Below are 14,696 nucleotides of genomic sequence, written 5' to 3'. Positions count from 1 at the left end.
ATACTTTATTTTATAAGTCTATTTTTTCTAATGTTTTTTTACGATGGATTTTACCTGTTTTAGTTTCTTCAAATTTAGATGTATAAAAAATTTGCTTTGGCTTTTCGTAAGCATCTAAACTTTTAAACACTTCAGGTTTTAAGGTTTTTTCTTTGCCTTCTATGATTAGTATAAGTTTATTTCCTAATGTTTCATCTATTTTTGAGCTTACGAAAAATCGGTTGCTAATATGCTTTTGAAGCTTTGTTTCTATTTGTTCTGGAAACAATTTAACACCTCCAGAATTAATCACATTATCAATACGTCCTAACCAGTCAAAAGTTGTTTTAGAGTGTAGTATTACAACATCATTTGTTACAATGCTTTCTTCTTGCAATTTTGGTGCTGATATTACCAGACATTCTCTATCATCTTGAGATATTTTTATTCCAGGCAACACTTTATAAGGTGTTGTTTTTTTTATATGATTGATTTTTTTTAGTGCAATATGCGTGACAGTTTCTGTCATACCATAAGTTTGATACACATAAGGCTTTATACTTTGAATTTGTAGTAGTAACGCATCAGAAATAGCTGCTCCACCAACTATTATTGTTTTTATATGCTGAAGGTTACTCATGTTTTTTTGAAGTTGCATTGGTACCATGGCACAAAAATCATAGTGCTTTTTGGTACTAAACTCTAAATGTGTTGCAGGTTTTACAACATCAATTTCTAAACCTAAAATCATTGCTCTTACTAACATCATTCGGCCTGCAATAAAATTTGCCGGTAAACAATGTAAGGCTGTATCTCCAGGTTTTAAATTAAAAAAATCACCTGTAGCAATGGCTGAATTTACCATAGCTTGTTTAGATATTTCAATTAATTTAGGAGTTGCTGTTGATCCTGATGTTTTTGTAATTATATAAGGCTTTTCGTCTAACCAATCATTTAGAAAAACACCTATTTCTTGTTCAAAATCATCTCCTTCTTTTATAAAACTATAAGCAACTTCTGATAAATCAGATAAAGAATAGTAACGTCCGTTTAGTTTAAATCTGTTATGTATATTATTGTATGTAGGTATCACGATTTTATTCTAAAATTTTATAATCTTCATTTTTTTGTTTTTCTACAGTGCCTAGTAGTTTGTCTTTCCAATTTGTCCATTTATAAACCTTTGAAAATACAAATAACAGTAAAGGAAACACTACAAAAACGGGCATAAATATATCTATAAAACCTGCTGCTGTAGGACTTGATATATCTTTAAATACAGAATGTGTTTGCAGTGCAGTCCAATCTGCAGTAACTAACAAGGCTGTAAATAAATTATTTGCTGCATGAAACCCTAAAGCGAGTTCTAGGCCTTCATCCATTAGTGTGATAATTCCTAAAAACAAACCTGTACCTATGTAGTAAATCATTACAGTATAACCTAGTTGACTTACTTCTGGATTTGCAATATGCATAAGTCCAAAAACCACAGAAGTTGTTAATAATGGAATCCATTTTGAATTGGTAAGCACTCCTATACCTTGCATGAAATATCCTCTAAAAAGATACTCTTCAAAACTAGTTTGAAGCGGGATTAATAGTATGGCTATAACACAAAGAATTAAAAAAGGTACTAATTTAAAATTGAGAACATAATTCTCTGGTGATGAAAAATAATCTAGAAAAACAAAGCCAGAACTAACTACACCCCAAAGTAAAAATGCAAACCAAAAGCGTTTCCAGTCTATTTTAGACCTTGCTGTTGTTAGGGCTCTTAAGGACTGTTTATGTAAAAATTTTGCAACCAAAATGACACCCAACAAACCTGCAGCAAAAGACAATAACATTAAAAACAAGTTTAAGTTAGGTTCTAAAACCGTCATAAGTTTTTGTTCATCCATGCCCATAATAGATTCACCCTCTTGCATTGCTTTTAAAACAGCTGCTATAGTAAATGGTATCTGACCTATTATTACTGCAAAAATTATGATTAGTGTACCTATTAAATATCGCCACCAATCGTGTAATCCCTTATATGCTTGTGCTATATACATGTTTATAAGTTAAAGTTCCAATTCAAATTTTTATCATACTGCAATTCACCTTGTTTCACAACTAGTGGGCTTTCAAAATTATTGGTAAACAGACTACCTGTTCCCAAACCTTGCGGCATATGACTGTTTAAAGTGTAGGTCCACTGTGCAATGGCATTTAGCCCTACATTACTTTCTAATGCGCTAGTTATCCACCAACCTATATTTTGAGTTTCAGCAAACGTAATCCATTCTTGACTACCTTTCCAACCACCAACAAAACTAGGTTTTAAAATAATATATTGCGGTTGAATAGTTTGTAGTAGTTCTTGCTTTTTTGTTACATCAAAAACCCCTATTAATTCTTCATCTAATGCTATTGGTAAAGGTGTCTGACTACATAATTTTGCCATACAATCAACATTACCTTGCTTGATTGGTTGCTCAATAGAATGTAAATCTAATTCTGATAAGCGCTTTAATTTTTCTAATGCTTCTTCTTCTGAAAAAGCACCATTAGCATCAACTCGTAATTCTATGTCAGCTTTTGAAAACTCTTTTCTAATAGACTTAAGCAAATTGTATTCCGTTAGAAAATCAATAGCACCAATCTTCATTTTAATACAACTAAAACCCGCTTCTATTTTATCAGTAATTTGACGTTTCATAAAGGCTTCATCGCCCATCCATATTAAACCATTTATGGGAATAAAAGCTTCTCCTCTAGTAAATTTTGAAGGAAATAAATCAAAATCATTAACACTTTTAAGAGATTTAAAAGCCATTTCTAATCCAAATTGAATACTAGGAAACTCTCTATTAGCAGTATAAAGCTCCTGAAAACCTAAATGAATATTTTGGCATGTCCAGTTTAGTTGCTGTTCATAATCAGGTCTATCATCAGCGCTCAAACCTCGTAAAATACCGCATTCGCCAATACCTTTTTGGTTTTGATGCTCTAAAATCAAAAACCAAGTTTCCTTGGTTTTCAAAATTCCTCTAGATGTTCCGCTAGGTTGCTTAAACTCTAAAATATGCTTATGGTAGGTTGCTGTCATAGTCTGCATCAAAAATACTTAAATTATTTTGTACTTTAGGCTACATAATTTGATTACTATGCCAGAGTTTCCTAATATTATTCATTTTGCTATTCCGTTTTTTGTAATATCTATGCTTCTTGAGCTTTATGTGACTACTCGCGAAGCTTATAAGGAAACTAAAGGTTACGAGCTTAAGGATGCTTTTGCCTCTATTGCTATGGGTTTAGGAAATGTTTTTTTAGGCTTTTTTAGTAAAGCTATTGTACTCCTAGCATTTTTTTGGATTTATGAAAATTATAGACTTTTTACAATTCCGGTAACTTGGTGGAGTTTTATACTAATATTCTTTGCTGATGATTTTTCTTATTACTGGTTTCATAGAATTTCTCACGAGAGCAGACTTTTTTGGGCATCTCATGTGGTGCATCATTCTTCTGAACATTATAATTTAAGCACAGCTTTAAGGCAAACATGGTCTGGCGGATTTTATTCTTTTATATTCTGGTTATGGATGCCGCTTATTGGTTTTCATCCTGGTATGATTTTATTACAAATGTCTATAAGTTTATTATACCAATTTTGGATTCATACCGAAGCGATAAATAAACTCCCTAAATGGTTTGAAGCCGTTATGAATACACCTTCGCATCACAGAGTGCATCATGGTAGTAATCCTATTTATTTAGATAGAAATCATGCAGGTATTTTAATAATTTGGGATAAACTATTTGGCACATTTCAGCCAGAACTAGAAGAAGAAAAAGTTACCTACGGTTTAGTAAAAAACATAAATACTTTCAACCCAATAAAGATAGCCTTTATAGAATGGATTAATATGTTCAAGGATGCTTTTTCGGGTAAAAAATCGCTTAAAAACAGAGTTTTATATTTATTGAAACCTCCTGGTTGGACTCATGATGGTACTGGAAAATTAAGTGATGACTTGCGTAAAGAATGGTTAAAATCTAACCCAATAGATAAAAACTACTGATATTTATCATATACAGTTTCCTAAAAAACCTTTAATTTTATAGTATAATCATTTCAAAGCAAAAAAATGAAGAATATACTATTACCTACCGATTTTTCTGACAATTCATGGAAAGCGATTTCATACGCTTTAGAACTGCTAAAAGATGCTGAATGTACATTTTATTTAATGCATTCATATGAGCCTCAAGTTGCTGCTCCATCAACAGCTGTTACTTCTAAACGCGCAAACTCTATAATTATGGAGTCTATGAAAAGTGAAGCTGTTTCTGGACTAAATAAATTAAAAAAACAAATAGATGCCTTACCTAAAAATGAGAATCATACGTTTAAAACCTCTATAATTAATGACTATTTTACAGGTGCTGTAAAAACCAAAGTAAAAGAACACAGTATTGATGCTGTAATTTTAGGAACAAAAGGTGCTAGCGGCCTAAAAGAAGTGACTTTAGGTAGCAACACTGCTGGTTTAATTGGTAAGTTAACCTGTCCAATTATTGCTGTACCTTCTAATGTGGTATTTAATGACATTAACGAAATTGGTTTTGCAGTAGACTACTCTATAAATTCTTATACCAATGGTTTAAGCCTATTAAAAGCGCTTGCCGAACATTTTGAAGCGCAAGTTTCTGTGGTTCATATTTTAAAAGATAAAGCATTAACCCCTGAAAAAATATCTAGTAAAGAGAAACTTATAGATTTTTTAAACCCAGTACCAACTCATTTTTATCAGTTAACGGATGTATCTGTTGCTATAGGAACTCGTATTTTTAGTGAAAGTAGAAAGTTAGATATGATGTGTGTCATTGCTAAAAAACACAATTTCTTTGAAAAGCTTTTTAATAAAAGCCAGAGTAAATCTATAAGTCACCACGCTAAAGTACCACTCATTATTTTTAATGAAGCGTCGTTTTAAAACAAAAAAATCTACTAGTTGCTAGTAGATTTTTTTTTAAGGTTAATTAATAATATTTTATCAATACGCTAAAGCTCAATACTCTCTCCTATTTCAAGTAACATTAAGTCTTTGTTTTTGTCAAAAAACTTGCGTTTAGCTTCTTCGTGGTCAATTTCTATATAACCAAAGGTGTCAAAATGGTAACCCAATACTTTATCGCACTCTACAAAATCACTAGCTGTAATAGCATCATCAATACCCATAGTAAAATTATCTCCTATTGGTAAAATGGCTAAATCTAGTTTAGTACGCAATGGTATCAGTTTCATATCCATAGTTAAGGCAGTATCGCCAGCTATATAAATGTTTTTGTGTTCGCCTTCAATAACAAAACCTCCTGGTTGTCCGCCATAGCTTCCATCTGGAAACGATGATGTATGAATAGCGTTAACGTATTTTACAGTGCCAAATTCAAAATCCCAACTACCACCATGGTTCATTGGGTGTACTTCAAGTCCTTTTGTTTCGTAAAAATTAGCTACTTCAAAATTAGATACTATAACAGCATTTGTTCGTTTTGCGATAGCTTCGGCATCAAGAATATGATCTTGGTGCGCATGTGTTAATAAAATATAATCTGCTTTAAGTGTATCTATATTGATATGCGATGCATTCTTATTTGCTGAAATAAACGGATCTACTAAAATATTTATATCATTAACTTCAATACCTAAACAAGCATGTCCATAAAATGTGATTTTCATAATTATGATTTTTTTGAGTTTTGAATTTACAAAAAAATTAAAGAAATAGTCTTAATAATTCCCTATAAAATATGCCCTATTCCTAAAAGGATACTTAATACAAATGTTGTTAATGCTACTTTTTTTAATTCAGGATCTAACTGCTTTGTATCTTTTGTTTTATAAACTGTTTTTAAGTGTATTAACAACGGAATATATGCAATAACGTAAATAAAATTATACGGCGAACTGTAATATAATATACCAAATGAAGCAGATAACACTATAGCTGCGATGATTAGAAAATAATGGTAAATTTTTCCGTTTTTAACTCCTATCTTGACAATAAGTGTGTTTTTATTTGATTTTTTATCAGATTCGTAGTCTCTTAAATTGTTTAAGTTAAGAACTGCTGTACTCAAAAACCCAATCGTACAAGCTGGTAAAAAAACAACGGGATCAATTTGTTTAGCAAACAATACATAGCTTCCTATTATGCTTACAAGCCCAAAAAACAGAAATACAAAAACATCACCTAATCCTTTATATCCATAGGCATTATCACCTACAGTATATCTTATGGCTGCATAAATTGCTAATCCACCTAAAACAAAAAATATAATTGAATAAACAACGTATGATAATCCGAATGCTGCGTAAATAAGTAAACCTGCAAAAACAATAGTAATAACTACATTAATTTTTATGGCTTTAAACATGCTACTTGGTGAAATATGACCACTTTGTATAGCACGTTTTGGCCCTATTCTATCCTCATTATCAGTGCCTTTTACGCCATCGCCATAGTCATTTGCTAGATTAGATAGTATTTGCAAACTTAAGGTTGTAAAAATGGCTAATATTAAAATTGCCGAATCAAACACATTGTTTTGTATGGCTAAAAATGCGGCTAAAATAATTCCAGAAAGAGATAATGGCAATGTTCGTAACCTAAATGCAGACAACCAGTTTTTTAAATTATTCATAAAATAAATCTAGGCTTATGGAATCCATTTTTTAGGAAAGTTAGGCTTACGCTTTTCTAAAAAAGCATCACGACCTTCTTTTGCTTCATCTGTCATGTAAGCTAGTCTTGTTGCTTCTCCAGCAAATACTTGTTGCCCTACCATACCATCATCTGTAAGGTTCATAGCAAACTTTAACATTTTTATTGATGTTGGAGATTTAGCCAATATTTCTTGAGCCCACTCAAATGCCGTAGATTCTAATTCATCATGAGGAATTACAGCGTTTACCATACCCATTTCATAAGCTTCTTGAGCAGAATAATTTCTACCTAAAAAGAAAATTTCACGAGCCTTTTTTTGACCTACCATTTTTGCTAAATACGCAGAACCATAACCACCGTCAAAACTTGTTACATCAGCATCTGTTTGCTTAAAAATAGCATGCTCTTTACTTGCTAGTGTTAAATCGCAAACTACATGTAAACTATGACCGCCACCAACAGCCCAACCTGGAACAACAGCAATTACAGCTTTTGGCATAAAGCGTATTAATCGTTGTACTTCAAGAATATTAAGTCTGTGGTAACCATCGTCACCTACATAACCTTGATGCCCACGTGCTTTTTGATCGCCTCCAGAGCAAAAACTCCAAACTCCATCTTTTGTTGAAGGACCTTCAGCCGATAATAAAACAACACCAATATTTACATCTTCATTGGCATCATAAAAAGCATCATAAAGTTCGCTAGTTGTTTTAGGACGAAAGGCGTTTCGTACATTAGGTCTATTAAATGCTATTCTGGCAACACCATTGCATTTTTTATAAGTAATATCTTCGTATTCTTTGGCAGTTTTCCAGTTTGCTACACTCATTTTTTTTAATTTTGTCAAAAATAAATTATTTTAAATAAACATCACTTCTCAATGAAAAATAATATCATCTTTTATAGCCTGTTTTTAATTTCTACTTCTCTATTTTCTCAAACTTATCATTTTAAAACAGTGGTAGATTTAGAAACAACAGATGTTATTAGTCAAGGACGCACAGGAACGTGTTGGAGTTTTTCAACCTCATCGTTTATTGAAAGTGAGATTATTCGATTAACTGGTAAACAAATAGATATTTCTGAAATGTATACCGTAAGGCAAACGTATCCTAAAAAAGCTTGGAATTACATTATGCGTCAAGGAAAAGCGCAATTTAGCGAAGGTGGTCTTGCTCATGATGTTATAAACAGTATTGCTGATCATGGTTTAGTACCTCAATCTGCTTTTTCTGGACTTTATGAAGGTGATGACACTCATAATCATGCTGAAATGGTTGCTGTATTAAAAGGTGTTTTAGATGTTTATATTGATAATCCTGCAAGAAAGTTATCTCCTAAATGGAAAACTGTAACAGAGAGTGTTTTAGACACCTATTTAGGAAAGAAAACATCAACTTTTAATTATGACGGTGTGCAATATACTCCAGAATCATTCTTAAAAATGACCAAAATAAATCCAGATGATTATGTAAGTATTACCTCATTTACACACCAGCCGTTTTACTCTAAATTTATTCTAAACATTCCTGATAATTTTTCTAATGGGAGTTTTTATAATGTCTCTCTAGACGAAATGGTAACTACTGTAAATACAGCTTTAGAAAACGGATTTACTGTAGAGCTAGATTGTGATGTAAGTGAAAACACATTTTCTGCAAAACATGGTATTGCTGTAATTCCTGAAAATGATGAGACTGCTGCAGAAGCTATTATAAGTGTAAGACCTGAAAAAACAATAACGCCGCAATACAGACAACAAGAATTTGAAAATTACCAAACTACAGATGATCACTTAATGCATATTACTGGAATGCTAAAAGATCAAAATGGTACAACGTATTATAAAGTAAAAAACTCTTGGGGAACTGATGAGTCTCGTGTTGCGAATGGAGGATATGTGTATATGAGTGAAGCTTATTTAAGATTAAAAACAATCTCTGTTATGGTTCATAAAGATGCACTTTCTAAAGTTTTAAAAAAGAACTTGAGTATTAAATAATTTTTTTTAATGAAAATAAGCAGCTCCAAACTACTAAATGACGTACAACAACATTTCCATACAAAAATTGGCGACTTCTATTTTTTTGAAAAATATGCTGTAGTTGAATATGCTGAAAATGTTGTTGTATCTATGCCTACCATAAGTAATATGATTTCTAGAAGTAAAGCATTTTATGGTACAGAAAAACAATTTGGGCTAATTGTAAATAAGGTAAACAACTACTCTACCATTCCTAGTGATGCTATGAAGCTAGAAAGTGAGCTTAAAAATTTGGTATGTACAGCTGTGGTAAGCTACAATTTACCATCGGTTGTGAATTTTGATTTAGAGAATCATTTTTTTAATGCTATAAACCGAAAATTGTTTTCTTCGATTGAAGAAGCTGAAAAATGGGTATTAAGCATGCTTATAGAGTAAAATTTATCATTTTTTAATTCACGAAAACGTTTTCCTGTTAAAAACCTAATAATCAAAGCATTTAGTATTTATCACTATTACCTATCATAATCTTAATTATTGATAACCAACAGTATATAAAGCTTAATCAATTTATAATAAAATTGTTAAACTGTTTTAAATATGTATCTACAAACCTAATAAGGGTGTATATTTGCCGGCCGTTTTAAACAAAAGGACATTTATGCAGTTAATTAACTCTGATTTATTTTCAAAAATTAAAAACAGTTATACGATAAAAAATGGCATTGTTTATTTTTTTGAAAATTTCTTTGTTACCGAAATTAACGAAGGTGTTGTTCAAGACTTTGAAAACTCTAAAGATTTAATTCCGCTCGTAGATCTTCATTTTGGAACCGATAAACCATTTGGTATTATATCAAACAGAATAAATTCTTTTTCTATAAATCTTTTAGATTCAGAAAAATTTAGAGAAAGATATCCTAATGCTATAGCAAAAGCTGTGGTTTCTTATTCTGAACAAACAACAAAGTTATTTCATCTAGAAAGTCACTTTTGTGATGTAAAAAGAAAAGAGTTTAAATGCTTATTAGAAAGTGAAAAGTGGATAACAAATGAGTTAAATATTCTAAAAGAAGTTATTTAAGATAAATACCGTCTTCCTTTAATTCTATCAACTTTTGCTTATACAGTGAGCCTATTGCTTTTTTAAAGCTTTTTTTGCTCATTTGTAACTGTTCTTTAATCACATCTGGGTCAGATTTATCTGTAAGGTTTAAGTAGCCTGAATTATCTTCAAGTTCTCTCATAATAAGCTCTGCATTAGGCTCTATGTTACGATAACCTATTTGTCCTAAAACAATATCTATTTTATTATCGTGACGAATTTTTTTCACATACCCTTTTAACCTATCACCTATACTTATATCCTTAAAAATTTCGTCTTTAAAAATAAGTCCTAAATGCTTTTTGTTTACAATAACATTCATTCCTATTTCTGAAGGGTGAGATACAATAATGTCTACTTCATCAAATTTTTCAACTGTTAGTACGCTATTGTCTAAAAACTGATTGGTTTTACTTGAAGCTACTAATCTATCTGTTTTTTCATCAATATAGCAATATACCAAATACCAACCGCCAGGTTTCATTTTGAAAGCTTGCTCTTTAAACGGACAAAATAATTCTTTAACCATTCCCCAATCTAAAAAAGCACCATGTTTATTTACTTGATTACAACGCAATAAAGCAAAATCGCCTTTTTTTATGTAAGGTCTGTCTGTAACAGCTACTAAACGCTCTTCATTATCTAGATAAACAAAAACTTCAATTTTATCCCAAATTTTAAATGTTTCTGGCACATATCTATTTGGTAGTAAAACCTCATTGCCTTCATCATCAGCCAAAAACAATCCTGGATCTGTTTCTCGAAGTATTTCTAATGTATTATATTCTCCTATTTTTATCATACCGCAAAGGTAATCATATTACATTATGGAAATAAAAAAAGCACCACAAGTTTGTAGTGCTTTTATGATTATGAATGTGTTTTTTAATAAACAGATTCTTTTTTGAAATGTTTAGTCAATAAGTAGTATACAACTGCTCTATATTTGTTTCTGTTAGATTGTCCGTATTGCTCCATAACTTTTGCAATACCTTTATCTAATTCTGGACTATCGGCTAATCCTAGTTTTTTAATTAAAAAATTATTTTTTACAGTTGCTAATTCTGATTCATCAGACCCTGAAACCGTTGCAGCATCAGCATTATAAATAGCAGGTCCACAACCTATAGTTACTTTTGTTAATAAGTCCATATCTGGTGTTACTCCTATTTTGTCTTTTAAATCTGCTGCGTATTTTGCGATTAATTCGTCTCTTTTACTCATTTTGATATTTATTTTAAGTTATTCGTATTGTTTTCACATAAATATAGCTAATATTTAAGACTTTCAAAAAAAATAAAAGTCACTTTAACAATTACTTAATGTATTTAAAATAATTCAGTAGCACCTCATCGTTAACAGTTCTTGGTGTAAAAACTTCTAATAGTTTTGGTTTATCTGATGTATCAAAAAATGTTTTAAGCTTGTTTTTTACTTGTAACTCATTTGTTGCTGTATGGTAATCAAAATGATACATAGCACATAATTGCTTGGCTGTTAAATCGTGTTTTGTCTCAAAGAAATTATCAAAGTTATCTGTGTTTTTGTGACCTGGAAGAATTCTAAAAATGCCACCTCCTTGATTATTAATTACAATTATTCTAAAGTTTTTGGGAATGTAATTATTCCATAAAGCGTTACTATCATAAAAGAAGCTTAAATCTCCTGTTATAAAAGTAGTTTGCTGCTTACTTCCTACGGCATAGCCTATGGCTGTACTTGTGCTACCATCTATTCCACTTGTACCACGGTTACAAAACACATGTAGCGTTTTATTTAAATCAAAAAGTTGTGCATATCTTATGGTTGAGCTATTTCCTAATTGTAAAACAGAATCATTAGGTAAACTTTTAAATACAGTATTGAAAACTTTAAAGTCTGAAAATGGAATATCTTTTATATAGGCTTCATGGGCTTCTTGTCGGTGCTGCTTAACACTTCTCCATAAAGGTTTATAATCACTTTTAACAAAATGTGTCATTCGAGATAAAAATGTCTCAAAAAACTGGTTTGGATCTTGTTTTATATGCTTTTCTAAACAAAAAAAGGTATCGTTAGCTTTTTTCTCATCTATATGCCAATGATGTTTTGGTTTATATGTTCGTAAAAAAGCTTTTATTTTTTTTGAAACAATTAAACCTCCAAAAGTTATTAGAATATCAGGCTGTAATGCTTTAAATTCATCATCACTTAAAGGTGCTATAATCTTGTCTATACTTGGAAAAAAGGCTTCATGGTGTAAGTTTGATGTTGTTTCGGTAAAAACAACAACGCTATCATCTTTTGCTAACTCATCAAGCCACTGTTGCTCTATAGCATTAGGTTGATTTACACCTACAAGCACCATTTTTTTAGGTGCATTATTCCAATCTTCAAAACACTCTTGAATAATAAACTCATCAACTTTTTTTATCTTTTTTTCAATATCATCTATCGTGACATCTACTGATAAATTATCAACGGTTTCGTATAAAGGTTCTTCAAAAGGTACATTAATATGTACTGGTCCTTTTTTAATTATTGCTTTATTTAATGCAGTATTAATTTCAGTTTCGTTAGCATCTTGAATTTCTTGTTTTATACCTAAAAAGCGCTCTAATTTATTTTCTATGCTTTTTATTATTGCAGGTTCGTCATCATTTGTTTTTGGTAGATTTTTTATATCTAATTTTAAATTGGCAGAATACAGTATATGGTTTTTATAAACATCTTCTTGGTTTATGGTTTGCCCATCTCCTATTCCTATTAAATATTTTGGTCTATCAGCAGATAAAACAACTAACGGAATATCACTGTAAAAAGCTTCTGCTATTGCTGGGTAATAATTTAACAATGCGCTTCCTGAACTACATACCAACACTACCGGATGCTGTATATTTTGAGCGATTCCTAATGCAAAAAAAGCAGCACATCGTTCATCTACAATGCTATAGCATGTAAAAAAATCATCGTGAGTAAAACCAATTGTCAACGGTGCATTTCTACTTCCTGGTGACAACACAATATGTTTTATGTTTTCTGCTTTACATAACTGAACAACTGTTTGTGCGAGTGGTATTTTAGGATATATCATTTAGTAGTATAAATAGTCTTACAAAATTACTTAATATGCACGACTTAATGAATTTTAATGCTATCCTATTTTTACAGAAGTCATAGTTAGCGAACCTGCTACTGGCAAATCATTAAAAAATTGAATATCGTCTTTTTGGGTTTGTAACCCTAATGTGTATAACAACGGGTAATAATGATCTGGCGTAGGAATGGCTTTAACAATATCGCTATGTAAGCTCTTGTAATTGATTAAGTCTTTATGATTTCCGTTGGATATTTTTGTTTTAAAAAGTTCATTAATCTCTAATGCCCAATCAAAACCATAAGTATCTTCGATTTTGTCCCATGCTAGCATTTTTAAATTATGTACCATATTTCCGCTACCTACAATGAGTACTCCCTTTTTTCTTAAATCTAACAATTGTTTGGCTAAATTATAATGATATTCTGGTGGCTTAAAATAGTCTATACTCATTTGTACAACAGGAATATTGGCTTTAGGATATATGTGTCTTATTACACTCCAAGCTCCATGATCTAATCCCCAATCATCATCTAATCCTACATGAGTTGATGTAATATGATGCGCAATTTCTTCAGCTAACGTAGGTAATCCTTTTGCTGGGTATTGTACATCAAAAAGTTCTTGAGGAAAACCGCCAAAATCATGAATGGTTTTTGGTGCTTCCATATGTGTAACAAGCGTACCGTTTGTTAACCAATGTGCAGAAATACATAAAATAGCAATAGGTGTTTCCAAAGTTTCACCCAGTGCATTCCACTGTTGTGTAAATGCATTGTTTTGAATAGCATTCATAGGAGAACCATGCCCTACAAATAACACAGGCTGAACTGTATCTTTGTAAGACAGGTTATTTTTCCATGTATATAAATCAGAATCTGTCATAAATACAAATTTCAGAATTATTCTTTAAAGTATGTGTCTTTTAGATAGCTAGATATTGAAATTAAGTCTTTTCCTAAAAGATTTTTAAGCTCATCTGTAGGATTATTAAACTCATCTGCTGCAATACCTATACTAAAACCTAACCTTAAATCTATAAATGGCTTTGGAACATTGTTTTGTGTTAATGTCGCTACAAAATCTTCTGGTTTAGGGCTTGTATAAGAAATTGTTTGATTTGCTAATTTTGATAATTCTTGAGCTATATCCTGCATAGATAATACTTTGTCATTACCAAACTCATATACTTTATTGTTGTGCCCTGAAGTTGTTAATATTATTGCTGCTCCTTCTGCTAAATCTTTTCTTGAGACAAATGACACTTGTCCTTGTTCTGTAGGAATGTAAATAGTTTTAGTATCTAATACATTATCACCTATAAACAATGGAATCACTTCCATATATAAAGCATGTTTAAGTATTGTATAGGTTAATCCTGAATCTTTTATTTTTTGTTCTGTATCTAAATGTGAATTTGCTATAAAACCTATAACACTATCTTTCTTATCAGTTTTTCTTTGAAAACTTGTATAAACTATATGCTCAATACCAGCTTCAATAGCTGCATTAACCACATTTTCGTGTTGGCTATCTCGTTTTTCTATATCTGATGCTGATACAAAATATAGCTTTTTAATTCCTGCAAAAGCGTTTACTAATGTTTTGTAATTATCATAATCACCTTGTCTTACTTCAACGCCTAATTTTTTTAAGTTTTCAACTTTGCTAGTGTCTCTTGATAATACAGCTATTTCTGATGCTTGTATTTTGTTCAAAAGTTGTTTAACAACTAAATCTCCTAACTGTCCGCTTGCGCCTGTTACTAAAATCATTTTTTCTATTTTTTTTAATTAATATAATATATTTACTTACTTTTGGTTAGTCAAAGGTAAA

16 protein-coding genes are annotated in these 14,696 nt (G+C 31.0%); 5 read left to right on the top strand and 11 right to left on the bottom strand.

Annotation, left to right across the window (positions count from 1 at the left end):
* Positions 1–10 precede the first annotated feature (10 nt).
* Genes ACN5J3_RS10560 through ACN5J3_RS10550 form a run of 3 tightly spaced genes read right to left on the bottom strand, consistent with a single transcriptional unit; the run spans position 11 to position 3,070 of the window.
* Entirely contained in the window at positions 11–1,072 is a 1,062-nt protein-coding gene (locus tag ACN5J3_RS10560) for an AMP-binding protein (RefSeq protein WP_418511730.1), read from the bottom strand.
* 4 nt (positions 1,073–1,076) lie between these two features.
* The gene (locus tag ACN5J3_RS10555) at positions 1,077–2,033 is read right to left on the bottom strand and encodes a lysostaphin resistance A-like protein (protein WP_418510032.1); all 957 of its coding nucleotides are present in this window, start codon (positions 2,031–2,033) and stop codon (positions 1,077–1,079) included.
* Positions 2,034–2,035: 2 nt separating this feature from the next.
* Entirely contained in the window at positions 2,036–3,070 is a 1,035-nt protein-coding gene (locus ACN5J3_RS10550; protein WP_418511729.1) for an o-succinylbenzoate synthase, read from the bottom strand.
* A 58-nt stretch (positions 3,071–3,128) separates the two neighbouring features.
* Between ACN5J3_RS10550 and ACN5J3_RS10545 the strand changes: the two genes are divergently transcribed.
* Both ACN5J3_RS10545 and ACN5J3_RS10540 read left to right on the top strand, forming a co-directional pair.
* Positions 3,129–4,043, top strand: a complete 915-nt coding sequence (locus ACN5J3_RS10545; protein ID WP_417291128.1) for a sterol desaturase family protein — start codon at positions 3,129–3,131, stop codon at positions 4,041–4,043.
* 66 nt (positions 4,044–4,109) lie between these two features.
* On the top strand, positions 4,110–4,958 hold the full coding sequence (locus ACN5J3_RS10540; protein ID WP_418511728.1) for a universal stress protein: 849 nt from the start codon (positions 4,110–4,112) through the stop codon (positions 4,956–4,958).
* A gap of 68 nt (positions 4,959–5,026) precedes the next feature.
* Here the strand turns inward: ACN5J3_RS10540 and ACN5J3_RS10535 are convergent, their stop codons facing one another.
* The 3 genes from ACN5J3_RS10535 to ACN5J3_RS10525 form a co-directional block, all read right to left on the bottom strand.
* Complete coding sequence (locus ACN5J3_RS10535) at positions 5,027–5,704, bottom strand: metal-dependent hydrolase (protein WP_417291130.1); 678 nt, start codon at positions 5,702–5,704, stop codon at positions 5,027–5,029.
* A gap of 62 nt (positions 5,705–5,766) precedes the next feature.
* The gene (gene menA / locus ACN5J3_RS10530; RefSeq protein WP_418511727.1) at positions 5,767–6,669 is read right to left on the bottom strand and encodes a 1,4-dihydroxy-2-naphthoate octaprenyltransferase; all 903 of its coding nucleotides are present in this window, start codon (positions 6,667–6,669) and stop codon (positions 5,767–5,769) included.
* Between the two features lie 15 nt (positions 6,670–6,684).
* Entirely contained in the window at positions 6,685–7,524 is an 840-nt protein-coding gene (locus ACN5J3_RS10525) for a 1,4-dihydroxy-2-naphthoyl-CoA synthase (protein ID WP_417291132.1), read from the bottom strand.
* A gap of 51 nt (positions 7,525–7,575) precedes the next feature.
* Here ACN5J3_RS10525 and ACN5J3_RS10520 point away from each other — a divergent pair, with 51 nt between their 5' ends.
* From ACN5J3_RS10520 to ACN5J3_RS10510, 3 genes are all read left to right on the top strand, one after another.
* Complete coding sequence (locus ACN5J3_RS10520; RefSeq protein WP_418511726.1) at positions 7,576–8,697, top strand: C1 family peptidase; 1,122 nt, start codon at positions 7,576–7,578, stop codon at positions 8,695–8,697.
* Positions 8,698–8,706: 9 nt separating this feature from the next.
* Entirely contained in the window at positions 8,707–9,117 is a 411-nt protein-coding gene (locus ACN5J3_RS10515) for a hypothetical protein (RefSeq protein WP_418510038.1), read from the top strand.
* Between the two features lie 223 nt (positions 9,118–9,340).
* Positions 9,341–9,763 carry a hypothetical protein gene (locus ACN5J3_RS10510; protein WP_418511725.1) on the top strand — a complete coding sequence of 141 codons (423 nt, stop codon included), beginning with the start codon at positions 9,341–9,343 and terminating at the stop codon, positions 9,761–9,763.
* On the opposite strand, the gene ACN5J3_RS10505 is transcribed toward ACN5J3_RS10510, so the two are convergent.
* From ACN5J3_RS10505 to ACN5J3_RS10485, 5 genes are all read right to left on the bottom strand, one after another.
* Positions 9,756–10,586: a S1 RNA-binding domain-containing protein gene (locus ACN5J3_RS10505; protein ID WP_417291136.1), complete on the bottom strand. Its 831-nt coding sequence runs from the start codon at positions 10,584–10,586 to the stop codon at positions 9,756–9,758. The two genes, ACN5J3_RS10510 and ACN5J3_RS10505, sit on opposite strands and share 8 nt — an antisense overlap.
* A gap of 83 nt (positions 10,587–10,669) precedes the next feature.
* The gene (locus ACN5J3_RS10500; protein ID WP_344730895.1) at positions 10,670–11,008 is read right to left on the bottom strand and encodes a DUF2853 family protein; all 339 of its coding nucleotides are present in this window, start codon (positions 11,006–11,008) and stop codon (positions 10,670–10,672) included.
* 91 nt (positions 11,009–11,099) lie between these two features.
* Positions 11,100–12,857, bottom strand: coding sequence for a 2-succinyl-5-enolpyruvyl-6-hydroxy-3-cyclohexene-1-carboxylate synthase (menD, locus tag ACN5J3_RS10495; RefSeq protein WP_418511724.1), 1,758 nt, complete (start codon positions 12,855–12,857; stop codon positions 11,100–11,102).
* Between the two features lie 60 nt (positions 12,858–12,917).
* Positions 12,918–13,745 carry a 4,5-DOPA dioxygenase extradiol gene (gene ygiD, locus ACN5J3_RS10490; RefSeq protein WP_418511723.1) on the bottom strand — a complete coding sequence of 276 codons (828 nt, stop codon included), beginning with the start codon at positions 13,743–13,745 and terminating at the stop codon, positions 12,918–12,920.
* Positions 13,746–13,762: 17 nt separating this feature from the next.
* Positions 13,763–14,635, bottom strand: coding sequence for an SDR family oxidoreductase (locus tag ACN5J3_RS10485; RefSeq protein ID WP_418511722.1), 873 nt, complete (start codon positions 14,633–14,635; stop codon positions 13,763–13,765).
* Between the last annotated feature and the right edge of the window lie 61 nt (positions 14,636–14,696).

This window comes from Corallibacter sp. (assembly GCF_048381695.1).
Classification (GTDB): Bacteria; Bacteroidota; Bacteroidia; order Flavobacteriales; family Flavobacteriaceae; genus Corallibacter; species Corallibacter vietnamensis.
The sequence above is the reverse complement of the archived record's forward strand: the minus strand, read 5'-3'. Positions and strand labels throughout refer to the sequence as shown.